The 23,029-nt window shown below is 29.8% G+C and carries 19 protein-coding genes; 9 read left to right on the forward strand and 10 right to left on the reverse strand.

All coding sequences use genetic code 11. From position 1 onward, the window contains the following. Position 1: 1 nt before the first annotated feature. Positions 2-2,233 carry a TonB-dependent receptor gene (locus tag DIS07_RS09190; protein WP_109404937.1) on the forward strand — a complete coding sequence of 744 codons (2,232 nt, stop codon included), beginning with the start codon at positions 2-4 and terminating at the stop codon, positions 2,231-2,233. 344 nt (positions 2,234-2,577) lie between these two features. On the opposite strand, the gene DIS07_RS09195 is transcribed toward DIS07_RS09190, so the two are convergent. From DIS07_RS09195 to DIS07_RS09210, 4 genes are all read right to left on the reverse strand, one after another. Next, the gene (locus DIS07_RS09195) at positions 2,578-3,360 is read right to left on the reverse strand and encodes an anti-sigma factor (RefSeq protein ID WP_109404938.1); all 783 of its coding nucleotides are present in this window, start codon (positions 3,358-3,360) and stop codon (positions 2,578-2,580) included. A 1-nt stretch (position 3,361) separates the two neighbouring features. Then, the gene (locus DIS07_RS09200) at positions 3,362-3,892 is read right to left on the reverse strand and encodes an RNA polymerase sigma factor (protein ID WP_109404939.1); all 531 of its coding nucleotides are present in this window, start codon (positions 3,890-3,892) and stop codon (positions 3,362-3,364) included. Between the two features lie 72 nt (positions 3,893-3,964). Next, positions 3,965-4,804, reverse strand: a complete 840-nt coding sequence (locus DIS07_RS09205) for a sterol desaturase family protein (RefSeq protein ID WP_109404940.1) — start codon at positions 4,802-4,804, stop codon at positions 3,965-3,967. A gap of 33 nt (positions 4,805-4,837) precedes the next feature. Beyond that, positions 4,838-5,362 (reverse strand): YkgJ family cysteine cluster protein, encoded by a 525-nt coding sequence (locus DIS07_RS09210; RefSeq protein WP_109404941.1) that lies wholly within the window; start codon positions 5,360-5,362, stop codon positions 4,838-4,840. A 76-nt stretch (positions 5,363-5,438) separates the two neighbouring features. On the opposite strand from DIS07_RS09210, the gene argS reads away from it, so the two are divergent. From argS to DIS07_RS09245, 7 genes are all read left to right on the forward strand, one after another. Then, complete coding sequence (argS, locus tag DIS07_RS09215; protein ID WP_109404942.1) at positions 5,439-7,214, forward strand: arginine--tRNA ligase; 1,776 nt, start codon at positions 5,439-5,441, stop codon at positions 7,212-7,214. 160 nt (positions 7,215-7,374) lie between these two features. Continuing rightward, the gene (gene lpdA, locus DIS07_RS09220) at positions 7,375-8,763 is read left to right on the forward strand and encodes a dihydrolipoyl dehydrogenase (RefSeq protein WP_109404943.1); all 1,389 of its coding nucleotides are present in this window, start codon (positions 7,375-7,377) and stop codon (positions 8,761-8,763) included. Between the two features lie 92 nt (positions 8,764-8,855). Continuing rightward, entirely contained in the window at positions 8,856-9,485 is a 630-nt protein-coding gene (locus DIS07_RS09225) for a hypothetical protein (RefSeq protein WP_109404944.1), read from the forward strand. Positions 9,486-9,590: 105 nt separating this feature from the next. After that, positions 9,591-9,965 carry a LysM peptidoglycan-binding domain-containing protein gene (locus DIS07_RS09230; RefSeq protein WP_109404945.1) on the forward strand — a complete coding sequence of 125 codons (375 nt, stop codon included), beginning with the start codon at positions 9,591-9,593 and terminating at the stop codon, positions 9,963-9,965. A 195-nt stretch (positions 9,966-10,160) separates the two neighbouring features. Further along, positions 10,161-11,240 carry an acyltransferase family protein gene (locus DIS07_RS09235; RefSeq protein WP_109404946.1) on the forward strand — a complete coding sequence of 360 codons (1,080 nt, stop codon included), beginning with the start codon at positions 10,161-10,163 and terminating at the stop codon, positions 11,238-11,240. A 13-nt stretch (positions 11,241-11,253) separates the two neighbouring features. Then, positions 11,254-11,910, forward strand: a complete 657-nt coding sequence (locus tag DIS07_RS09240; RefSeq protein WP_109404947.1) for a DUF998 domain-containing protein — start codon at positions 11,254-11,256, stop codon at positions 11,908-11,910. A gap of 60 nt (positions 11,911-11,970) precedes the next feature. Next, positions 11,971-12,573 carry a hypothetical protein gene (locus DIS07_RS09245; RefSeq protein WP_109404948.1) on the forward strand — a complete coding sequence of 201 codons (603 nt, stop codon included), beginning with the start codon at positions 11,971-11,973 and terminating at the stop codon, positions 12,571-12,573. Here DIS07_RS09245 and rlmF read toward each other — a convergent pair. Further along, the gene (gene rlmF, locus DIS07_RS09250; protein ID WP_109404949.1) at positions 12,570-13,424 is read right to left on the reverse strand and encodes a 23S rRNA (adenine(1618)-N(6))-methyltransferase RlmF; all 855 of its coding nucleotides are present in this window, start codon (positions 13,422-13,424) and stop codon (positions 12,570-12,572) included. The two genes, DIS07_RS09245 and rlmF, sit on opposite strands and share 4 nt — an antisense overlap. Positions 13,425-13,510: 86 nt before the next feature. Beyond that, positions 13,511-15,103 carry a bacillithiol biosynthesis cysteine-adding enzyme BshC gene (bshC, locus tag DIS07_RS09255; protein WP_109404950.1) on the reverse strand — a complete coding sequence of 531 codons (1,593 nt, stop codon included), beginning with the start codon at positions 15,101-15,103 and terminating at the stop codon, positions 13,511-13,513. A 206-nt stretch (positions 15,104-15,309) separates the two neighbouring features. Here bshC and DIS07_RS09260 point away from each other — a divergent pair, with 206 nt between their 5' ends. After that, on the forward strand, positions 15,310-17,793 hold the full coding sequence (locus DIS07_RS09260; RefSeq protein ID WP_109404951.1) for a M14 family metallopeptidase: 2,484 nt from the start codon (positions 15,310-15,312) through the stop codon (positions 17,791-17,793). 75 nt (positions 17,794-17,868) lie between these two features. Here DIS07_RS09260 and DIS07_RS09265 read toward each other — a convergent pair whose 3' ends face one another. From DIS07_RS09265 to ftsY, 4 genes are all read right to left on the reverse strand, one after another. Further along, complete coding sequence (locus DIS07_RS09265) at positions 17,869-18,330, reverse strand: outer membrane beta-barrel protein (protein ID WP_109404952.1); 462 nt, start codon at positions 18,328-18,330, stop codon at positions 17,869-17,871. 102 nt (positions 18,331-18,432) lie between these two features. Beyond that, positions 18,433-19,743, reverse strand: a complete 1,311-nt coding sequence (rimO, locus tag DIS07_RS09270) for a 30S ribosomal protein S12 methylthiotransferase RimO (RefSeq protein WP_109404953.1) — start codon at positions 19,741-19,743, stop codon at positions 18,433-18,435. Between the two features lie 175 nt (positions 19,744-19,918). Next, the gene (locus tag DIS07_RS09275; protein ID WP_109404954.1) at positions 19,919-21,784 is read right to left on the reverse strand and encodes a potassium channel family protein; all 1,866 of its coding nucleotides are present in this window, start codon (positions 21,782-21,784) and stop codon (positions 19,919-19,921) included. Between the two features lie 244 nt (positions 21,785-22,028). Further along, a complete protein-coding gene (ftsY, locus tag DIS07_RS09280) occupies positions 22,029-23,003 on the reverse strand; it encodes a signal recognition particle-docking protein FtsY (protein ID WP_109404955.1) in 975 nt (324 codons plus the stop codon). Positions 23,004-23,029 lie beyond the last annotated feature (26 nt).

The following is a 23,029-nucleotide window of genomic DNA, read 5'->3' on the forward strand; positions in this document are numbered from 1 at the left end:
TATGAAACGCTTAATATTACTTATAGTCGTTCTTATTTATACTATAAACTCTTCTGGACAAACATTAAAAGGAAGAATTTTAGATGTTTTTAATGAGCCTATAGAAAATGCATATGTTGTAAATAATATCAATAATAATCATACACATACAAATGAAAATGGAAATTTTACTTTAGAAAATGTAAGTGTTAAGGATACCTTATTAATTAGTATCCTTGGATACCAAAAAAGAAAAATTATAATTGCAAAAAAAGATTTCACAAACAGAATTACAATTGTTTTAACAACAAAGACATTTCAGTTAGAGGAGATGGTGTTGCGCAAAGAAATTAATGCGCTGCAAACCATTTCTAAGATAGATTTAAAAGTAAACCCAGTAAATAATTCGCAAGAAATTTTACGCAAAGTTCCAGGGTTATTTATTGGCCAGCATGCTGGAGGAGGAAAAGCAGAACAAATCTTTTTAAGAGGATTTGACATTGATCACGGAACAGATATTACACTTTCTGTAGACGGAATGCCTATCAATATGGTTTCTCATGCTCATGGACAAGGTTATAGCGATTTGCATTTTATGATTCCAGAAACCATTCAGAAAATAGATTTTGGAAAAGGACCTTATTATGCAAATCAAGGTGATTTTAATACAGCAGGTTATGTTAATTTCTCAACAAAAAATTCGATTCAGGGTAATGTAATTTCTTTAGGATTTGGAGATTTTAATACAGTTAGAACTCTAGGAATGTTTAACCTTTTAGGAAATAAAAAGAATGAAAACGCTTATGTAGCTCTAGAATACATTGCTACGGACGGAGCTTTTGAATCACCTCAAAATTTTAACAGATTAAATATTTTTGGAAAATATAGCACCTTTTTAAAAGGTACAGATCGATTAACTTTTACAGCATCACATTTCACAAGTCGATGGGATGCATCAGGTCAAATTCCTGAAAGAGCAGTTCAAAACGGAACAATCTCAAGATTTGGTGCAATTGATGACACCGAAGGAGGTTTTACCTCTAGAACCAATTTTAATCTTGAGTTTAGTAAAAATTTATCGGAAAACTCAAGATTTAAGACCAATGTATTTTATTCAGAGTATGATTTTGAATTGTTTTCAAACTTTACTTTTTTCTTAGAAGATCCAGCAAATGGAGACCAGATTCGTCAGTTTGAGACTAGAGATATTTTTGGTGTAAATGCACAAATTATTACCGAAAAGAAATTTGGAAACGTAGAAGTGAAATATACAAAAGGAGCAGGATTGCGTTATGATATGGTAGATGATGTTGAATTATCACGCACAAAGAATAGAAGAGAAACCTTAGAACAAATTCAGTTAGGAGATGTAAAGCAAACTAATTTGTATGCATTTTTCAACTCAGAATTTGAAATCGGAAAATTTAAAATTTCTCCTTCTTTAAGATTAGATTACTTTAAATTCTTATATAATGATGATTTAAATACAACATATCAAACCTTATCTAAAACCAAAGCAATTTTAAATCCTAAATTGAACTTTTTGTACACGCAGAATAACAATTTACAATGGTTTTTAAAATCTGGAATTGGATTCCACTCAAACGATACAAGAGTTGTTTTACAACAAAATGCAGATAAAGTTTTACCTAGAGCTTATGGAGTGGATTTTGGAAACATTTGGAAACCCACAAAAAACATCGTTTTAAATACTGCTTTCTGGTATTTATTATCAGAAGAAGAATTCGTCTACGTTGGTGATGCAGGAATTGTTGAACCTTCAGGAAAATCTAGAAGATTTGGGTTGGATGTTGGCATTCGTTATCAAGTCTTAGATTGGTTAATGATAGATACGGATGCCACTTTTACCAACGCAAGAAGTTTAGAAAATATTTCAGGTGAAGATTTTATTCCTTTAGCTCCAGAAACTACAGTTGAGGGTGGATTATCATTAACTGATTTAGGAAAGTTTTCAGGCGGATTACGCTACAGATATTTGGCAGATAGAGCTGCTAACGAAGACAATTCTATAGTTGCAGAAGGGTATTTTGTAACCGATTTTAATTTAAATTATACTATGAACAATAACGTAACTTTAGGAATAGCCATAGAAAATATTTTTGATGTAGCTTGGAATGAAACACAATTTGCAACGGAGAGTAGGTTACAAAACGAAACAAATTCTGTTGAGGAAATTCACTTTACCCCAGGAACACCATTTTTTGCCAAAGCTACTTTAACTTATCGTTTTTAAATTATTAAATAAGTGAAACCATTGTTTGGTTGCTTTTAGTTGGATGAACACCTGCTACTTTATTGTAGTGGGTGTTTTATTTTCAGTACTTAAATATTACCTACTAAATATCTGGCGTCACCGGATACAAAATGACAAAAACTAACCTTATAATTTAAACTAGATTTATAATTAACAGTTGGTATTAGTCATTAATTTTTCAGTTCAATTAGTTATTGAATATCAGTAATGAATCAATATTATAAACTTTGTATTGAGTTAATTTTTTGTAGGATTCAAATACTAAAAAAAAGTTATGCAAGTAATTTATAATTTTGATAACAAAATGGCTTATTATAAATAATTTAAGGAGAAACTGCTCCTAAAGTATAAAGTTGTTCTAATGTAGGAGATGCACTACCACCTTCTGGCTCTAAAGTAATACCAAAAGCTTCAGATTCGTTAGGATTATCTATAGTGAATATTTTATTAACATCTGCTGTAAAGGTATCTATAGTACCTAGACTTGTAGGTGTTAATGGGCTTAATTTTAAAGACCACACTTGGTACACTTTTCCTTTTGGTGGTTCTGGCAATCCTTTGGCATCTAAATAAATACTATTTGTCTTTTTATCCCAATATATTTTTGCATATGAGTTTGGAGAAACTTTTTGTCCTGCCAATGGTACAGCAATAATTTCTTTATCTCTAAAGACTTCAATTAGTTTTTCTGCTTCTGCTAAACTGTTAGAGGCTTTGTCTATTTGTTCTTCTAATTGTTGTTTATCTGTAGCAATTTGCGTTTTTAACTTGTTATTCTGAATTACAGTGTAGATTAAGACACTACCAAAAATAAACGCAGCTGCCCAACCAGAAAGTTGAGACCAATTGGTTTTAGATTTTGTTATCGGAATTATTTTTGGTGTATTGTCTTGAAGTTGGTGTTGAATATCTGCAAATGAGTAGGAGTTATTGGTTTTAGCGGCAGCAGATAAGATTACTATTGCTTTTTCAATAGAGGCTACTTCTTCTAATAACTCAGGATATTTTTGAATTGCAGCATGCACTTCTTCATTCTCTTTTTCAGAGAGCGAGCCTGCAATATACAGTTCTAAAATTCCAGATGCTATGTATTCTTTTACATTCATTTTATACTCCAAGCATAATACGTAATTCGCCTATACAAGTTCTATTTCTTGTTTTAATGGTGCCAATTGGCATATCTAATTCTTCCGACACTTCTTTTTGAGTAAACCCTTTAAAATACAACAACTCAATTACTGATTTGCATTTATCACCTAACTTGGTAACGAACTCCTTTAAACCAATAGTATTTGTGGTTGCATCTAAACTCTGATGCGTTTCTAATATATCTACGAAAAAATCTGAGTTCAGGTTTTGTTTAGACTGTTTAAATTTTTTAGAGCGAGTATAATCAATCGCTGCATTTCTAGCAATATTAAGTATCCAAGTAAAAAAACGTCCTTTTTTTGAAGAGTAAGAATCTGAATTATTCCAAGCTTTTATAAAAACATCTTGTGTAATTTCTTGTGCAACATCGTTATCTTTTACAATAGTGTAGACAACACCAGAAATACTATTACAATACATGTTGTAAAGTTTTTCATAGGCTTTGACATCCTTTTTTTGAAATTGTAAAATTAAAAGCTCTAAATCCATAAATGTACCTATAGCTAATATATATAAATAAATTGAGAAAAAACTTTTTTACATCTTATAATGCATATAAAGTCAATTGAAATCCTCAACACCAGTAGGCTTTCGATAACCTTGAAATGGTTGTTTCAACAACTCTTTTAAAGAAGAATTGGTGGCTTCATCAGGGAAAGTATCCACTCCATAGACAATTTTTTCTCGGTCAAGTTCCATATAGGTTCCAAAAATTCTATCCCAAATCGAAAAGATATTTCCATAGTTAGAATCTGTAAATGGCAACATATTATGATGATGTACTTTATGCATATCTGGAGACACTATAAAGTAACTTAAAAACTTATCCACCTTGGGTGACATTTTTAAATTTGCATGTGTGAATTGAGTAAAAATCAATGACATAGATTGATACAGCATTACAATGGCAATGGGCGTACCCACTACAAAAACGCCTAATAAAGTAAACGAAAAACGTATTACACTTTCTATAGGATGATGTCTATTTGCGGTAGTTGTATCTACCTTATGATCAGAATGATGCACCAAATGCACCATCCAAAGTGGTTTTACTTTGTGCTCTACAAAATGCGCTAAATAAGCTCCAAAAAAATCTAGAAACAAAACACCTAAAATCATATATAACCACAAAGGCATTTCAGGTAACCAATTTATAATTCCGAAATCATTTACTTTAACCCAATCTGCAGTTTTAAGTAATAAAAACGCCAAACCTAAATTGATGACAACTGTTGTTAAGGTAAAAAATAAGTTAGGAAAAGCATGTTTCCATTTTTTATAGTTGAATTTAAATAATGGAAAAAATCCTTCTAAAATCCAAAAAAAAGTAATACCTCCAACAATAATTGCACTTCTGTGTTCTCTTGGGATATTCTCGAAATAATTATAAATAGTTTCCAAATTGATTTTATTTTTTACTAAAATACTAAAAATCTATTTCCTTCTCACTTTCTTATTCGATTCCATTGGTAAGCGCTTTTTTAAAGCTTCCACAATATTATAAGTAGCAGGACAAATAGCTGTATTTGTAATGGTTAAATCTGCAATCTGAATAAACTTTCTTCTATTGGTATGTGGATATTCTGCACAAGCTTTTGGGCGAACATCGTAAATAAAGCAAGTATTATCAGACTCGTCTAAAAAAGAACAAGGTGCCGTTTTTAACACCATAAAATCATCTGAATCTCTTTCTAAATACGTTTTTATAAAGTCTGCAACTTTCATTTTTAAGTGCTTAGAAATACGCTCAATATCTTTATCTGTAAAAATAGGACTCGTTGTTTTGCAACAATTTCCACAATCTAAACAGTCTGTTTTTTCAAACTCTTTATCATGCAATTCTTTCATTACAACATCCAAGTTTTTAGGTGTTTTTCTTTTTAAATTCGAAAAATATTTTTTGTTTTCCTTTTTAGCTTCTTCAGCCAATTTTGGGAGTTGTTCCAAGCGTTTTTCCATATCCGAAAAATACAATTATTTCTACTAAAAAATACGCTAAAAATATGTAATTTTGCATTTCAATTTTCGAGACTAAATGAGCATTCAAAACATCATAGAAACCAAAGTAAAAGAAGGTTTTTTAGCATTATATCAAACAGAAATTCCATCTGTAGAATTTCAAGCAACAAGAAAAGAATTTGAAGGAGATATTACAGTAGTCGTTTTTCCAATGTTACGCTATAAAAAAGGAAATCCTGCTGTTATTGGAGAAGATCTTGGTAAATATGTGGTAGAAAATGTTGCTGAAATCACTAATTACAATGTGGTTAAAGGTTTTTTAAATTTGGTAATAGATGATGCTTTTTATACCAATTTTTTCAATGCTATTTATGCTGATGTAAATTATGGTTTTGTATCACCAAAGGAGGATGAGAAAGCGGTTATGGTCGAATATTCATCACCAAACACTAACAAACCTCTGCATTTAGGTCACGTTCGTAATAATTTATTGGGTTATGCTGTTGCTGAAATTATTAAAGCTTCTGGAAAAAAAGTGTATAAGACTCAAATTATTAACGATAGAGGAATACACATTTGTAAATCGATGTTGGCTTGGGAAAAATTCGGAAATGGAGAAACTCCGGAATCAACGGGATTAAAAGGTGATAAATTGGTTGGGAATTACTACGTAAAGTTCGACCAAGAATACAAAAAAGAAATTTCTGAATTAATTGCAACAGGTAAAACTGAAGAAGAAGCTAAAAAAGAAGCACCTTTATTTGTTGAAGCACAACAAATGTTGAGAGACTGGGAAGCAGGTAATGAAAAAGTCGTTGACTTGTGGGAGAAAATGAATCAATGGGTATATGATGGTTTTGACATTACTTATAAAAATATGGGTGTTGATTTTGATAATTTATATTATGAAAGTAACACCTATTTATTAGGAAAAGATGTTGTTGCTCAAGGTTTAGAAAAAGGTGTTTTTTATAAAAAAGAAGATGGTTCTGTTTGGTGTAATTTAACAGATGAAGGTTTAGATGAAAAAATCGTATTGCGTTCTGATGGAACTGCAGTGTATATGACACAAGATATTGGTACAGCCATTCAACGTGTAAAAGATTACTCAGATGTTGGAGGAATGGTGTATACTGTTGGAAATGAGCAAGATTACCACTTTCAAGTTTTGTTTTTAATCTTAAAAAAATTAGGCTTTGATTGGGCTAAAAACTTATATCATTTAAGTTACGGAATGGTAGATTTACCTTCTGGAAAAATGAAATCGAGAGAAGGAACTGTTGTTGATGCTGATGACCTAATGGTAGAAATGTCTGATACTGCAAAAGCCATTTCTGAAGAATTAGGTAAATTAGATGGGTATTCTGATGAAGAGAAAAATGAGCTATATAAAACCATTGGTTTAGGTGCTTTAAAGTATTTTATCTTAAAAGTAGATCCTAAAAAAAGAATTTTGTTCGATCCAAAATCTTCAGTAGATTTTCAAGGAAACACTGGACCTTTTATTCAGTATACTTATGCTAGAATTCAATCTATTATTAGAAAAGCCGATTTTGATTATTCAAAAGGAGTTTCAATAGATTTACACGAAAAAGAAAAAGAATTATTAAAGCAATTAGAATTATATCCTGAAACGGTGCAACAAGCAGCTGCCAATTATTCGCCAGCAATTATTGCAAATTATACGTATGACTTGGTAAAAGAGTTCAATTCTTTTTATCAAAATGTATCTATTTTAGGAGAAGAAAATCAAGATAAAAAAATATTTAGAGTGCAATTGGCAAAGAAAGTTGCAGATACTATAAAGTCAGCATTTTCTTTATTAGGAATAAACGTTCCTGAGAGAATGTAGAAATATGTGAACAGTTACAGTATACAGTTGGCTGTAAGGACAAAAGTTAGTAAATTTGCCCGCGTTAGGGATTGAAGTGGCATCCTCTGAACTTGTTTCAGAGATATAACGTAAAGCCCGTTAAAACGCCCAAATAAAAAGTACAAAAACAAACACAATTATGAAATACGACATCATTATTATTGGAAGTGGTCCTGGAGGATATGTTACAGGAATTAGAGCTTCTCAATTAGGTTTTAAAGTTGCCATTGTAGAGAAAGAACATTTAGGTGGAATTTGCTTAAACTGGGGATGTATTCCAACAAAAGCATTATTAAAATCTGCACAGGTTTACGATTATTTAAAACATGTAGACGAATATGGTTTAAAAGCAGAAGCAATTGATAAAGATTTTGAAGCCGTAATTAAAAGAAGTCGTGGTGTTGCAGAAGGAATGAGCAAAGGTGTTGCTTTCTTAATGAAGAAAAACAAAATCGATATTATTGACGGTTTTGGAAAAATAAAAACAGGAAAAAAAGTAGATGTTACCGCTGCTGATGGAACTGTAACAGAATATAGTGCTGATAACATTATTATTGCTACAGGTGCTCGCTCTCGCGAATTGCCTAACTTACCACAAGATGGTAAAAAAGTAATTGGTTATAGACAAGCAATGAGCTTACCAAAACAACCTAAATCTATGATTGTTGTAGGTTCTGGAGCTATTGGTGTTGAGTTTGCACACTTTTACAACTCAATGGGAACAGAAGTTACGATTGTAGAATATATGCCAAATATTGTTCCTGTAGAAGATATTGATATTTCAAAACAGTTTGAGCGTTCTATTAAAAAAGCAGGTATTAAAGTAATGACAAATTCTTCTGTAGAATCTGTTGATACTTCTGGTGATGGTGTTGTAGCCACAGTGAAAACTAAAAAAGGAGAACAAACTTTAGAAGCTGATATTTTATTGTCTGCTGTTGGAATCAAATCGAACATCGAAAACATTGGTTTAGAAGATGTTGGTATTATTGTAGATAGAGATAAAATCTTAGTGAACGATTATTACCAAACTAACATTCCTGGTTATTATGCCATTGGTGATGTAGTTCCTGGACAAGCATTAGCACACGTTGCTTCTGCAGAAGGAATTACTTGTGTTGAGAAATTAGCAGGATTGCATACAGAAGCAATTGACTACGGAAATGTTCCTGGTTGTACATATGCAACTCCAGAAATTGCATCTGTAGGAATGACAGAAGCCAAAGCTAAAGAAGCAGGTTACGAATTAAAAGTTGGTAAATTTCCTTTTTCAGCATCTGGAAAAGCAAAAGCTGCTGGTACACCTGATGGTTTTGTAAAAGTAATTTTTGATGCAAAATACGGAGAATGGTTAGGTTGCCATATGATTGGTGCTGGAGTAACAGATATGATTGCAGAAGCTGTTTTAGGAAGAAAATTAGAAACTACTGGTCACGAAGTGTTAAAAGCAATTCACCCTCACCCAACTATGAGTGAAGCGGTAATGGAAGCTGTTGCTGATGCTTATGATGAAGTGATACATCTATAAATTTTATCTGAATTCGTTTTAGAATTTCATAAAAAAAACCGAAGCAAATTGCTTCGGTTTTTTTATTTTTGATTCTATAACTTTAAAAAACTATGAAATCTTATTTTTTACTTTTAATTATTTGTTCGTTTTCACTTCAAAGTTTTTCACAAATCAAAGCCGTAACTGAATCTGGAGATGAAGTTGTACTATATCATGATAATACTTGGAAATATTTAAATGACAGTATCAACAATAATAAAAATATTATAACCAATAATCATAAATTCGAAACTAACAAAAAATCTACTTTCTTAGTAAAAAGCAAAACTTTAAAAGTTGGTGTTTACATCAATCCAAAAAAATGGTCTTTTGAAAAAAATCCTGATACAGAAGCAGCAGAATATTCTTTTCAAATGAAAAATGAGGATTTATATGGAATGATTATTACCGAAAAAACCCAAATACCCTTATTAAGTCTTAAAGATTTGGCAGTTGAAAATGCTAAAGAAGTAGCTCCAGACATACAAATTGATAAAGAAGAATATAGGTATGTTAATGGTAAAAAAATATTGATGATTCAAATGAGTGGAACCACTCAACAAATTAAGTTTAAATATTTCAGCTACTACTATTCAAGTGATTTAGGTGTTGTACAATTAATTACATACACCTCTCTAAACCTTTTTAAAGATTATGAAAAAAGAATGGAAGATTTTTTAAATGGTTTTGTCGAATTTTAGACACCTCAACTATAAAAACAATACATTAATCGAAAAACCGAAGCTTATGGTTTCGGTTTTTTTGTACCTTTAGACAAGTAAATTATACAATCAAAAAAATAAAAAATGAGAGCAAAATATCAAAGCGTATTAGATTTAGGTGAAAAACTTAATATTCAAAATGGTGATGTAAAAGAAGAAAACGGACAATTAAAAGTTTGGGGAACTGCTAAAACTCCTTATGAAAAAGATTTAATTTGGGATGAAATTAAAAAAGTTGGTGGAGAAAACCCAACAGATATTATGGCAGATATTGCAGTAGAAGACGATTCTGTTTATGCAAGACATACTGTTGCGAAAGGAGAAACTTTAGGTGGCATCGCAAAACAATACTATGGTAAAGTAATGAAGTACAAGGATATTTTTGAAGCAAATACTAATATTTTAAAAAATCCAGATGTAATTCATCCAGGTCAAGAATTGGTAATTCCTAATTTATAAGACTCCAAAATTTACAATATTCAACCGAAGCAAATTGCTTCGGTTTTTTTTTTCTAACAATTTATGAATAGCGTTTCATTAAAAATTAAAATACTATTTAATTTAATTTTGTATTTTTCTTTTTTTCTAAAAGCAATCTACGATTTAAATCATTAATCCAAATCATATTGTAATAGTTTAGTTGTAATAAAAATTATGAAATCTTCAACGGGAAAATATTATTTAGGTTTAGATCAAATTAGAGGAGTGGCTGCTCTAATTGTTTTTACTTGGCATTTTGTTCAGGTACATAATAATGCATTTAAAACGGGTCCCACTATTCCTCCTTTTAATCTTTTCACAGAAGGACATACAGGTGTAGCATTATTTATGTGCTTAAGTGGTTATTTGTTTGCAAAATTATTAAAAAACAAAACAATTGATTATGAGAAATTTATATTTAATAGATTGCTTCGATTATTACCGTTACTTACTCTAATAATTATTATTAATGGTATTACAAGTATAGATAATTTAACAATGCTAATTGATTATGTTAAGTATATTCTAAAAGGAATAATATATCCATCTTTACCAAATGGAGGTTGGTCTATAACCGTAGAATTTCACTTTTATTTAATACTTCCATTTTTACTATTATTAAGCTTAAAACGTAGAAACAGCCTTATTTGGTTACTAATGTTAACAATAGTAATTAGGATATTATTGTATCTAAAGTTAGGGGAAATACAATCTTTATCATATTGGACATTGGTAGGTCGTATCGATCAATTTATATTAGGTATTCTTGCCTTTAAATTTCACCAAGTCATTAAAGGAAAAAATATATTTATATTAACCTGCTTTGTTTTTTTCCTTTTGTTTTACTATTACTTCGATTATATGGGCGGTTTTTTCTCTAATCCTTCCTACCCTTCAAATTCTCCTCTTTGGATAATAATACCAACAATCGAGGGTTTTTCTTTTTCTTTGATTATTGCTTGGTATGACAACACCATTACGCCATCCAATAATTGGTTTAATAGAATAACTGCAAACGTTGGAAAATATTCTTATTCCATTTACCTGCTACATTTTTTCTTTGTATTCAAAATGTCAGAATTTGTAAATAATAATATTATAGAACTATCTAATATTTATATAACCCTTATATTTTCTTTATTATGTTTTTTAATTATGATTCCTATCGGATACCTAAGTTTTAGATTTATTGAAAAACCATTTTTAAAATATAGAATTAATTATTTAAAAGAAAATAAAACGACTATCAACTAAACTAATTATTACTATGGAAGCAAAGAGACAATCAGATAACGATTTAATAATATCCTATAAATTACTAAGAAAACTTATTGGTACTATTGGTGTATTTCTCCCAATAATTCTTGGAGCTGGAATGTTTTATTTTGATAGAGATAATTTTATTCAAGATTCTATAAGTGATTATTACGGTACGGAATTAAGGGATGTTTTTGTAGGTTTCCTATTCGCTCTTGGTTTTTTCCTATTTTCCTATAAAGGGTATAAAGCAAATGGAAAAGGTTTATTGCATAACGATCAGTTTTTTGCTATCCTGGGCGGTGTATTTGCTTTATGTGTTGCTCTATTTCCAACAACAAGCGAGTGTGATGCTATTAGAGCAATTCATTTAACATCTGCCGTTTTATTATTTGCAATTTTCACCATTTTTTGTTTGGTCATTTTTAGAAGAGGCGTTGCCATTAATAATCAAACAAAAATGAAAAGAGTTAGAAATAGATTTTATTTTTGGTGTGGGATTTTAATTATCCTATTTGTAGTTGGTGCTGGTTTAAGCTTTGTTTTTATGACAGAAGAAGCAAGGAGAGAAACAGATATTATTTTTTGGTGTGAAACTTTTGCTCTATGGGTTTTTGGTTTTTCTTGGTTGATAAAAGGAGAAGCAGCCTTTACAGATAAAAAGTAAACAATTAAATGTAACTTCTTCTTAAGCAAAAATATTATTTTTGCTTAAGAATTAATTTAAATGATAACTAACAAAAAACACTTTTCAAAAGAAATTTTAAAAGCTTTAGCAAAACTTATTGTTGCTGGTGTTTTAATTGGAATCTTAAAATCATACGATTTAATTATTGCCATTCTATTATTGTTAAAAGTTATCCATAATATTTACAAAGAAATCATCAAACCAAAAACCAATAAAAACTGGTTGCTTTTGGTTGGAATGTTATTAACTGGCTTTGGTGGAATAGTTGGCGAAACTTGGGGAGTTACAAATGGTTATTGGGAATACCATGAAGTTACTAGAGAATTACCTTTATGGCTGCCTTTTGCGTGGATGCTTGCTTTTCATTATTTGTATAAATTAGAACGAAATTTAATTCCGTTGTTAACCAATCAATCTCAAAAAAACAAGATTGTATTGGCAATAATTTTAGCCTTGATTCTACCTGCGTTTGGAGAAGTGATTACCATCTATTTAGGTGTTTGGACCTATTATTGGCCATATCAAATTTTAGGAGTTCCTTTATATGCTTTTGCGTGTTTAGTTTTTGTGCATATGTTGGTGTATACCATTTTACATTATGTTTGCAAGAAATATAGAATTAATGATGTTGTTTTTCATTAAAATCGCCAGCAAATAATTCTTGTTACTTTATTTCCCTGACTCATAGGGATTACTTTAAATTCTGATGCTCCCAATTTCTTAGACGATTTTTCTAAGCTTTCTACATTTTCCTTTTTAGAAACCAAACTTGTAAACCATTTACTCGAAGTTTTAAACAAAGAACTCTCATATAAATAATTATGCAAAAAAGCCTTTTCTCCTCCAACATACCATAATTCATTATTGTTTCCAGAGAAGTTTCTTACTGCATTGTTTCCTAAATTTCTATTCTTACGTTTGTTTGCTCCTTGTGCTTCTTCTGCAGATTTGTAAAAAGGCGGATTACACATAATCGCAGTAAATGAATCTTCATCTTCTAAAATTCCTTTTAAGATATGTTGCTCATCAAATTGTTGACGTAATTGAATATTCGCATCCAAATCATTATCATCAATAATGTCTTGAGCGCTGTCTAAAGAATCTAAATCAATATCTGTTCCGACAAAATGCCAATTAAATTCAGCAACACCCAGAAGAGGATATATACAAGTAGCACCAGTACCAATATCTAAAATTTTGATATTATCTTCATATGAAAGCAAATCTGCTAAATGAAGAATATAATCTAAACGTCCAGGAATTGGCGGGCATAAATTTTCATCAGGAAAGTCCCAAATCGATATTTTATCATAAGAAAACAATAATGCTTTATTAAGTTCTTTAACCGCTTTAGGGTCTGAAAAATCGATACTTAAGTTATCATATTTATTTTTGAAAACAAATTCTTTTAAAATTGGGTTTGTTTTGATGAGTTCATCAAAATTATAACCTGAATTAAATTTGTTTTTTGGGTGTAAACTTTTGTCTTTCATAAACTAAGTGTCAGTTCGAGCGCAGTCGAGAACTAATAATAACCTCTCGACTGCGCTCGAGGAGACATCATTTTAAATTGATTAACCTACAATTCTAAAATTGTAAATTCTAATTGTAAAGGTCGTAAAGAAGCTTTTAAATTTTGAATAAAAGAAGCTCCATATTCCAAGTAATATTCAGAAAAGTTACGTTGACGTTCTTCTAAACTCTGATTGGGTAGTATTTGATTTTGTAACTCAATGATTCTAGCTACTAAATCTTTTTGACGTCTTTTTTCAGCTCTCAATAATCGTTTTTGTAAATTTTCTAAACCTTTTACTTGTTTTCTTTCTTGGGCTTTCACTGCTCCTACAAAAGAAACATCTGTTTGTTTTGCTATTTCTTTTAAATCAGAAAATTGTGCTTCTAAATATTTAATTTTTTCATCAAAATCAAGTTGAATATTGGAGTTTTCTACTACTTTTTTTGATAATAATTCCGTTTGATTTAGAAACATTTCCTCTAAAGAAATATCTAATTTATCCAGTTTACGCTGATGTTTTTCTGATATGACTTGCACCGAGTTTCTCAATAATAAAATTGGAAAAGGAACCTCTACTTCTTCAAAATATTCTTTCAATTCTAACCAATACGCCATTTCACCTCCTCCACCAACATAACATAAATTTGGTAGAATCACCTCTTGATATAGAGGTCGCATAATTACGTTTGGTGAAAATGCTTTTGGATTATTTTTTAACTCTTTTAAAATTTCATCCTTAGAAAAAGTAATCTCAGTATTATTAACTTTGTAAATTCCATCTTCAAAAATGATGCGTTCTCTAAAATCATCACCCAAATAAAACAAGTTAATTTCTCTTGGATTTACTTGAATTTTATACGATTTCTCTAAATTCTCAATTGTTTTTGTTACTTGTTTAAATGATGTTTGATACTCTAGTTCGTCTTTTACAAACGGTATAAACATCTCCTTGAGTTTTTCGTCATCACCATCAACAATAACCAAACCGAATTCACTAAATAGTTCATTAGCAATATAACGAGTTGCATCTGCCAAATTTTGATATTTTAAATATCCATCAGCAAATAATTGCTTTAAATATTGTGCTTTTTTTGAGTTTCCTAAATGATTCGAAAAAACTTCAAAAACATCTTCTAATCCTTTTGTAGAAAATCGACCAACTGCTCCACCATCTTCTCTGTTCCAGAGTACTTTTTTGCCATCAAAATTAAAATAGTTGATTTCATCAAAATCGTGATCTTCTGTTGCCATCCAAAACACAGGAACAAAATTATGCTCAGGAAATTTCTCTGACAATTCTTCACTTAAATTAATAACAGAAATAATTTTATATAAGAAATATAAAGGTCCCGTAAATAAATTTAATTGATGACCAGTAGTAATTGTAAATGTATTTTTAAGTTTTAACCTTTCTATATTTTCTGAAGTTTCATTAGAAAATTCAATGTTTTTATATTGATTTTTTAAAGCATCTGCTAAAATGAATCTCGACTCTACATCAAAAGAATTTTTCTTCTCTTCTATTTGATTTTGAAAACCTGAAATATTTGGAAAGTTGTTGTAAAACGGCTGAATGGTTTCTTTTTGCTCTAAATAATCGAGCATAGTTTTAGAGAAAAAACCCGTCTTTTGAAAAGGTATTTGTGTTACTTTCATAATTAAAATTGAATAACACCGTTTTTGCAACAATCAGATTCTAAAGTAGAATTCATATAGTTTGATTAATTTGTGATAAAAATACAACTATTTTCATCCTCAGTCGAAAAGTTAAAATCAATCTAACAAAGTTTTAACAAGTTTAAAAATATAATCCTAAAAAACAGAAAGATATATTTATTACATTTGGTTTTCAAACTTATTTTATGAAAATTAAATCCCTTTTTCTAGTTGCTTTCTTAATTTTTGGAAGCACTTTCTCTCAAACTTTACAATCCCCTTCAGAATTTTTAGGTTACGAAATTGGTTCTCGTTTTACAAGACATCACAAAGTTGTAGACTATTTTACCTATGTTAGTACTACTTTATCTAATGTAAAATTAGAAAAGTATGGAGAAACTAATGAACACAGACCTTTATACTTGAGTTATATTTCATCCCAAGAAAATATTAATAACTTAGAAAACATCAGAAAAAACAACTTATCTCAAACTGGAATTATTAATGGTAAAGCTGATAATAAAATCGCCATCGTTTGGTTGAGCTATAATGTTCACGGAAATGAAGCCTCGAGTACTGAAGCAGCTATGTTAACCATTTACGAGTTAGCTACCAAGAAAAAGGATTGGTTAGAAAATACGGTTGTAATTATAGATCCTTGTATCAATCCTGATGGTAGAGACAGATATGTAAATTGGTACAATCAGGTAAAAAGCACTCCTTATAACATTAATCAAACTGCTAAAGAGCATTCAGAACCTTGGCCTGGGGGAAGACCAAATCATTATTTATTTGATTTGAATAGAGATTGGGCCTGGGCTACTCAAATAGAATCTCAACAAAGAATAAAAATCTACAACAAATGGATGCCCCACATTCACGTAGATTTTCACGAACAAGGTATTAACAACCCTTATTATTTTGCCCCAGCTGCAGAGCCATTTCACGAAATTATTTCTGATTGGCAACGTGATTTTCAAACACAAATAGGAAAAAATCACGCAAAATATTTCGACCCAGCAGGTTGGTTGTACTTTACCAAAGAAAGTTTTGATTTATTATACCCAAGTTACGGAGATACGTATCCAACATTTATGGGTGCAATTGGAATGACGTATGAACAAGCGGGCCACGGAAGAGCTGGATTAGGTATTAAAACTGATGATGGTAAAATTTTAACATTAAAAGACCGAGCAATTCATCATATGACAACAGGATTGTCTACCGTTGAAATCTCTTCTAAAAATGCTTCAAAAATTAATATTGAATTCAGAAAATTCTTTAAAAATGATAACTTAAAATACAAAAGTTATGTATTAAAAAATGATAATCAAGATAAAACAAATCGTTTAAAAAGATTATTAGACAGACATGAAATTAAATATCAAAACCCAAAAGGAGGAACTGTAAAAGGTTATAATTACCTAAGCCAAAAGGAAGGAAAAATGAGTGTTTCCTCTTCAGATTTGGTAATACACACCAATCAACCTAAAGGAAAAATGGTAAAAGTTTTATTTGAGCCTAAAGCTAAATTAGCAGATTCTTTAACGTATGATATTACTGCTTGGTCTTTGCCATATGCACATGGTTTTAAAGCAATTGCTTCAAAATCTAAAGTCCCTTCACAAATAACCTTAACCGATAAATTATTACCCTCTGTAAATAAAAATGCCGTAGGATATGCTTCTAAATGGAGTAGTTTAGATGATGCCATTTTTTTAGCCGATTTGTTAAAAAATAATATTAGAGTTCGTTTTACTGAAAAAGAATTCGTTTCTAGAAAACCTGAGAGAAAATTTGATAGAGGTTCTCTTATTATACTAAGGTCTGACAACAAATCAAATCCAAATTTTGATAAAGAACTGATTCAATTAGCTATTAAAAACAATAGAAATATTATTCCTATTTTAAGTGGGTTTTCTAAATCTGGAGTCGATTTTGGTTCATATTCTGTAAAACCAATAAACAACCAGAAAATTGCAGTTTTATCTGGAAATGGAACATCTTCTTTAAGCTTTGGAGAAATTTGGCACTTCTTTGAAACCCAATTACAGTATCCAATTACCAATATTAATTCAGATTATTTTGGTCGCGTAGATTTTTCTCAATTTGATGTCATTATTTTGCCAAACGGATATTACAGTAAAGTATTAAATAAAATTACTTTAGAAAAATTGCAAAAATGGACACGTTCTGGAGGAACATTGATTGCTATTGGAAATGCATTATCTTCTTTTGCTGATAAAAAAGAATATGCTTTAAAAAAGAAAAAATTTGATGAATCAAAAAAAGAACCTAATTTAACTCCTTATGCAGATAGAGAGCGTAAAAGTGTTCAAAATTTTATTACTGGAAGTATTTTTAAAAGCAAAGTTGATACTACACACCCATTGGCTTTTGGTTATAAAAAAGAATATTATTCATTAAAATTGGGGGCTACTGCTTACGAGTATTTACAAAACGGGAACAACGTTGTTTATTTTGATAAAACTGCAAAGAATGTTTCTGGTTATGCTGGAAGTAAAGCAGTTAAAATGATTCCTGAATCTTTACTCTTTGGAGAAGAAAGAATGGGAAGAGGGTCTATTATTTATATGACAGAAAATCCATTATTTCGCTCTTTTTGGGAAAATGGAAAGTTATTTATGGCTAATGCTGTTTTCTTTTTGAATTCTGATAAACTAAAATAGTTTTCAAAAAAATCTTTTAAAATATAAAAACCACTCAATTGAGTGGTTTTTATATTTTAAAAAGTTCTTTTTAATTTAGAAACCAAAATTTACTCCTACAAAAGGAACTACTGATCCAGAACCTACAGAATTGTATTTTACTACCGTAAGTATTTCTATGGAATCACTTAATGAAAATAAGACTCCTGCACCAGTAGAAAATCCACTGTTACTAACAGAAACTCCAGAATTTGAGATGGTATTACTAGAAAAACCAGCAGTTAAAAACCAATTAAAACTCTCATCTCCTAAATAATATCGAGCATCAACATCTATTTGAGTATTTGTAACTCCACTAGTTGTATAGTAAGTAAAACTTGGAGCTGCTGAAAATTTTTCTGCAAACACATACTCTACTCCAGCTGTTACTCCTAAATCAGAGCCTGATGTTAAAGGATATGATAAACCCGCAAACCCATTAAAATCACCTTTTTCTTGAGCAACAAATGTCATTGAAAACATTAAAGCCGCAGCTAATACTAATTTTTTAAAATTCATAATTTGATAATTTTTAGTTATTATTTTTCAATATTACACAAAAAAAACCATAAAAAAATACGGCATTTGCCGTATTTTAACATAAGTATCTTATTTTAAAAATTAAACTGGAGTTCCATATAAATCATAATCACCTGCTTCATGAATTTTAATATCTATAAATTCACCAATTTTAATATAATGCTTCTTAGCATCTACTAAAACATCATTATCCACATCTGGTGAGTCAAATTCGGTACGTCCATAAAAATACTCTCCATCTTTTCTATCAAATAAACATTTGAAGGTTTTCCCTATTTTTTGTTGATTTAATTCCCAAGAAATTTGAGATTGAATTTCCATAATTTCATTGACACGTTTAAACTTTACTTCTTGCGGAACATCGTCTTCTAAAACATAAGCCCCAGTATTTTCTTCGTGAGAATATTCAAAAGCTCCTAATCTTTCAAAACGCATCTCCTCTACCCAATCTTTTAATTCTTGAAACATTTCTTCTGTTTCTCCAGGATAACCAACAATCAACGTAGTTCTAATTGCCATTTCTGGTACAACTTCTCTAAATTTATGAATTAATGCAGTCGTTTTTTCATGAGTTGTTCCTCTTTTCATTGATTTTAAGAGCTCTGTATTAATGTGTTGTAAAGGAATATCTAAATAATTACAGACTTTTGGTTCGCGTTTCATTACTTCCAAAACATCCATTGGAAACCCAGTAGGAAAAGCATAATGCATTCTAATCCATTCAATTCCATCAACCTTAACCAAAGCTTCTAACAATTGAGCTAAAGCTCTTTTTTTATAAATATCTAGGCCGTAATAGGTTAAATCTTGCGCAATCAGCATGATTTCTTTAATTCCTTTTTCAGCTAATTTGGTAGCTTCAGTAACAATATCTTCTATAGGTGTAGACTTGTGTTTACCTCGCATTAGAGGAATGGCACAAAAAGAACAAGGTCTGTCACATCCTTCTGCTATTTTTAAATAGGCATAATGCTTTGGAGTTGTAGTTAAGCGTTCCCCAATTAACTCATGTTTATAGTCAGCTTCTAATACTTTTAACAAATTTGGTAAATCGTGTGTACCAAAATATTGATCTACATTCGGGATTTCTTTTTCTAAATCTGGTTTATAACGTTCGCTCAAGCATCCAGAAACAAAAACTTTGTCAATTTCTCCTGCTTCCTTCTTTTGTGCATAATGTAAAATAGTATCTACAGACTCTTCTTTGGCTTTACCTATAAATCCACAAGTGTTAATAACCACAATATTTCCATCGTCATTTTCATCTTCATGAACCACTTCTTTTCCGTTAGCCTTAAGTTGGCCCATTAACACCTCAGAATCATAAATATTTTTTGAACAACCTAAAGTAACAACATTAATTTTATTTTTTTTGACGGATTTTGTACGCATAAATTATCTTTTTTGCTTTTTAACTCTAAACTCAAGAAATTAAAAGGTTTGCAAAAATACTTCTTTTATAATGATAAATATTATGGTTTACTTTGTATTTACATGTAAATATTCTCATCAATAACACTTAATAAATATTAACAACATTAAAACTACTTAATTATATTTCATAAAATTAATTTAACAGTTGTGAAATAAGCGCTACACTAAAAATACTAAGCATAAACCACCCTATAAAACCCTGAATTACACATAAATATCTTGGAATTCCTTTTGTAGGTATTTCACCAAAACCCAATGTTGTAAATGTATTTATAGATAACGTTAAAGCATTTAAAAACTTTATAACTAAATCTATAAATAATATAAAAAACATCCAAAAGCCCATTAAAATACTTGCTATAATTTTTCTCTTTTGGGGCAAATCTACCCATCTGCCCTTTAGAATATCAATTTTATCAAACACCTTGCTTATTATTTTATAATTTGTAGCAGAAAAATAATAGATTGGTTTTGCTAACCACAAAAAATAACTCGGTGTTTCTTTTTTACTTTGATTCATATATTCTTTAAATTCACTAAAAGACATCAATTCTTCTTTATTTTCTTCAGAATAAATTTCTTTCATACCCTCATTATTTCTAAAATAGCGGGTATAAAAACGAATACGTTTCATCAATCTATTTTTATTAATTGTATCCCAAGAATTAGGAAAAAACAAATAGATAAATGCAAAAACTAAAATCACATAAATAGAGATAATTATAGATTTAGATGGATCTGTACCATAAGCTGAAAAAACTTTCAAAAAATTATTTATTTTCCAAGTAAAAAATGTTTTAAAAGATGGATTTTGCTCATGCAAATATTCATACCTTTTGGTTTCTAAATCTTTTAATCTTACATACGTTTTGTTTGCAAAATCGGTATCATATTGTGACTTGTAAAAATCATAAAAAGATCCTGTTAATCGCTTTTCATATTTAAATGCGTTTTCCAACTCATAGCCTCCATTATGAATATATTTTTGAATAATTGAATCATTATTAAACAACTCTTGCGTTGAAAAAGATTGAAACTCCTTATCTCTATGTAAATGAGTTACATATGAAGCATATCCTTGATAAGAAATCATTTTACCTTCCCAGTCTTTCCAATTATAAACATCTGTTTTATTAAAATTTTCAACTTCTAAAACCAACGTTTTTCTAAAAATATTATCAGAAATCATGTTTACGCTAGATGATGATATTCCTGCTTGATAGAGTACTACATTTACTTCACCAAAATCGTTAAATAATATTTGAGAACGCCAAGACTCATCAACAGAAAAATTTATAAAACTCTCACCTTTACATGTGTTATTTAAAAAATCGAAAGCACGTATATTATTAATGTAAAAATTACTTTCAGCATTAGCATTGATGTGTAAAATTGAGTTTGAAATTGTGGTGAAAATTGGTGAAAAAACCTCAATAGTACCTACATCAATTATAAATTCTTTTTTAATGATAGATTCATTAATAGCTATATCATTTCCATAGTTTTCAAAAGTATTTTCAAAATACGTAATGTATGGATCTAAAGGTTTATTGACATCTATATAGACACCTTGCTTAAAAACACAGTTGCTAAATACAATAGATGCTGTATTTTCTATTACAACTGGTTTTTCGAATTTAAGGTGATGAAGTGCAAAACCATAATCTTCAAAAATATGTTCAAAATGCACATTTTCTAATTCAATTTTTGACTTAATAGTAATGGTGTCTTTATTAGAAAAACTAAATAGTCCGTTTTTTAATTCGTAATAAAATTCTGAATCTTGATCCTCATCAATATAAATAAAAGCATTTTTTAAAGAAAAAACAGCATCTTCTTGAGTTGATGTTAATAATTCAAAAAATTGCGAATGTGAATATTTTTTAAGTTGATTGGGTTCTTCTTGCGCCAATATATTTAGAAAACTAAATGCAAACATATACAACAAAGCACCTTTTTGCAGAACAGATGTTACGTTTATAAGTTGTTTAGATAGCATTATAATAGTTTGGTTATCAAATATAAGGCTTTAAATTTTTAAAAAAACATAGTATTAGTTTCTATCTTTAAAAGATAGTAACAGCTATTGTTTCTATTTAGTTTCTTTATAAACTCACTAAATTATAATTTAGATAATAACTACATAAGTCATTAAAATCATATCATAATTATTTTAAAAAAAGATAAAAAAAACTCCTTTCAAAAATTAAAAAGGAGTTTTTTTTATTATGAATAATGAGTTACTATTTAAAAAAAGAATCTACGAATTCCACTTTATTAAATACTTGTAAGTCATCAACACCTTCTCCTACTCCAATATATTTTACCGGAATTTGAAATTGATCAGAAATACCTATCACTACTCCACCCTTTGCCGTACCATCTAGTTTGGTGACCGCTAACGAAGTTACTTCTGTAGCTTTGGTAAATTGTTTGGCTTGTTCAAATGCATTTTGCCCTGTAGAACCATCTAAAACCAACAATACATCATGGGGTGCGTCATCAACTACTTTCTGCATCACTCGTTTGATTTTGGTTAACTCATTCATTAAATTAACTTTATTGTGTAAACGACCAGCTGTATCTATAATCACCACATCTGCATCTTGATTTACTGCAGATTTTAAGGTATCAAAAGCTACAGAAGCTGGATCTGAACCCATTTCTTGACGTATAATTGGCACATCTGTTCTGTCTGCCCAAACTTGTAATTGATCTATTGCAGCAGCTCTAAAGGTATCGGCAGCTCCTAAAACTACTTTTAAGCCTTGTTTTTTAAATTGTGATGCTAACTTACCTATTGTAGTTGTTTTACCAACTCCGTTTACACCAACAACCATTAAAACATAAGGCATTTTATTACCATCTTTGTCTTCTGGAATTTCAGGAATTGTAAATTCAGTTTCGTTACCAAGATTGGTTTCTGATAACAATCCTGCAATTTCTTCGCGAAGAATCCTGTTTAATTCATCTGTGCCTACATATTTGTCTTTAGCAACTCTTGCTTCAATTCTATCTATAACTTTTAAGGTTGTATCTACACCAACATCAGAAGCTACTAAAACTTCTTCTAAATTATCTAAAACATCATCATCTACTTTAGATTTACCTGCTACTGCTTTGGTTAGCTTACCAAAAAAACTTTCTTTTGTTTTTTCTAAACCTTTATCTAAAGTTTCCTTTTTTTCTTTTGAAAATATTTTTTTAAAAAAACTCATATTTATCTTTTATACTATAATCAATA

Origin of the sequence: Polaribacter aquimarinus (assembly GCF_003129485.1) — a bacterium.
GTDB lineage: Bacteria > Bacteroidota > Bacteroidia > Flavobacteriales > Flavobacteriaceae > Polaribacter > Polaribacter aquimarinus.

Excerpts from the sequence above, each read along its gene's own strand:
- bshC (WP_109404950.1), bottom strand. The coding sequence starts at position 15,103 with ATGAAAGTAACACAAATACCTTTTCAAAAGACGGGTTTTTTCTCTAAA.
- DIS07_RS09200 (WP_109404939.1), bottom strand. The coding sequence starts at position 3,892 with ATGGATTTAGAGCTTTTAATTTTACAATTTCAAAAAAAGGATGTCAAA.
- DIS07_RS09275 (WP_109404954.1), bottom strand. The coding sequence starts at position 21,784 with ATGCTATCTAAACAACTTATAAACGTAACATCTGTTCTGCAAAAAGGT.
- DIS07_RS09260 (WP_109404951.1), top strand. The coding sequence starts at position 15,310 with ATGAAAATTAAATCCCTTTTTCTAGTTGCTTTCTTAATTTTTGGAAGC.
- DIS07_RS09235 (WP_109404946.1), top strand. The coding sequence starts at position 10,161 with ATGAAATCTTCAACGGGAAAATATTATTTAGGTTTAGATCAAATTAGA.
- rimO (WP_109404953.1), bottom strand. The coding sequence starts at position 19,743 with ATGCGTACAAAATCCGTCAAAAAAAATAAAATTAATGTTGTTACTTTA.
- DIS07_RS09230 (WP_109404945.1), top strand. The coding sequence starts at position 9,591 with ATGAGAGCAAAATATCAAAGCGTATTAGATTTAGGTGAAAAACTTAAT.
- ftsY (WP_109404955.1), bottom strand. The coding sequence starts at position 23,003 with ATGAGTTTTTTTAAAAAAATATTTTCAAAAGAAAAAAAGGAAACTTTA.
- argS (WP_109404942.1), top strand. The coding sequence starts at position 5,439 with ATGAGCATTCAAAACATCATAGAAACCAAAGTAAAAGAAGGTTTTTTA.
- rlmF (WP_109404949.1), bottom strand. The coding sequence starts at position 13,424 with ATGAAAGACAAAAGTTTACACCCAAAAAACAAATTTAATTCAGGTTAT.
- DIS07_RS09240 (WP_109404947.1), top strand. The coding sequence starts at position 11,254 with ATGGAAGCAAAGAGACAATCAGATAACGATTTAATAATATCCTATAAA.
- DIS07_RS09210 (WP_109404941.1), bottom strand. The coding sequence starts at position 5,362 with ATGGAAAAACGCTTGGAACAACTCCCAAAATTGGCTGAAGAAGCTAAA.
- lpdA (WP_109404943.1), top strand. The coding sequence starts at position 7,375 with ATGAAATACGACATCATTATTATTGGAAGTGGTCCTGGAGGATATGTT.
- DIS07_RS09245 (WP_109404948.1), top strand. The coding sequence starts at position 11,971 with ATGATAACTAACAAAAAACACTTTTCAAAAGAAATTTTAAAAGCTTTA.
- DIS07_RS09190 (WP_109404937.1), top strand. The coding sequence starts at position 2 with ATGAAACGCTTAATATTACTTATAGTCGTTCTTATTTATACTATAAAC.
- DIS07_RS09195 (WP_109404938.1), bottom strand. The coding sequence starts at position 3,360 with ATGAATGTAAAAGAATACATAGCATCTGGAATTTTAGAACTGTATATT.
- DIS07_RS09265 (WP_109404952.1), bottom strand. The coding sequence starts at position 18,330 with ATGAATTTTAAAAAATTAGTATTAGCTGCGGCTTTAATGTTTTCAATG.
- DIS07_RS09225 (WP_109404944.1), top strand. The coding sequence starts at position 8,856 with ATGAAATCTTATTTTTTACTTTTAATTATTTGTTCGTTTTCACTTCAA.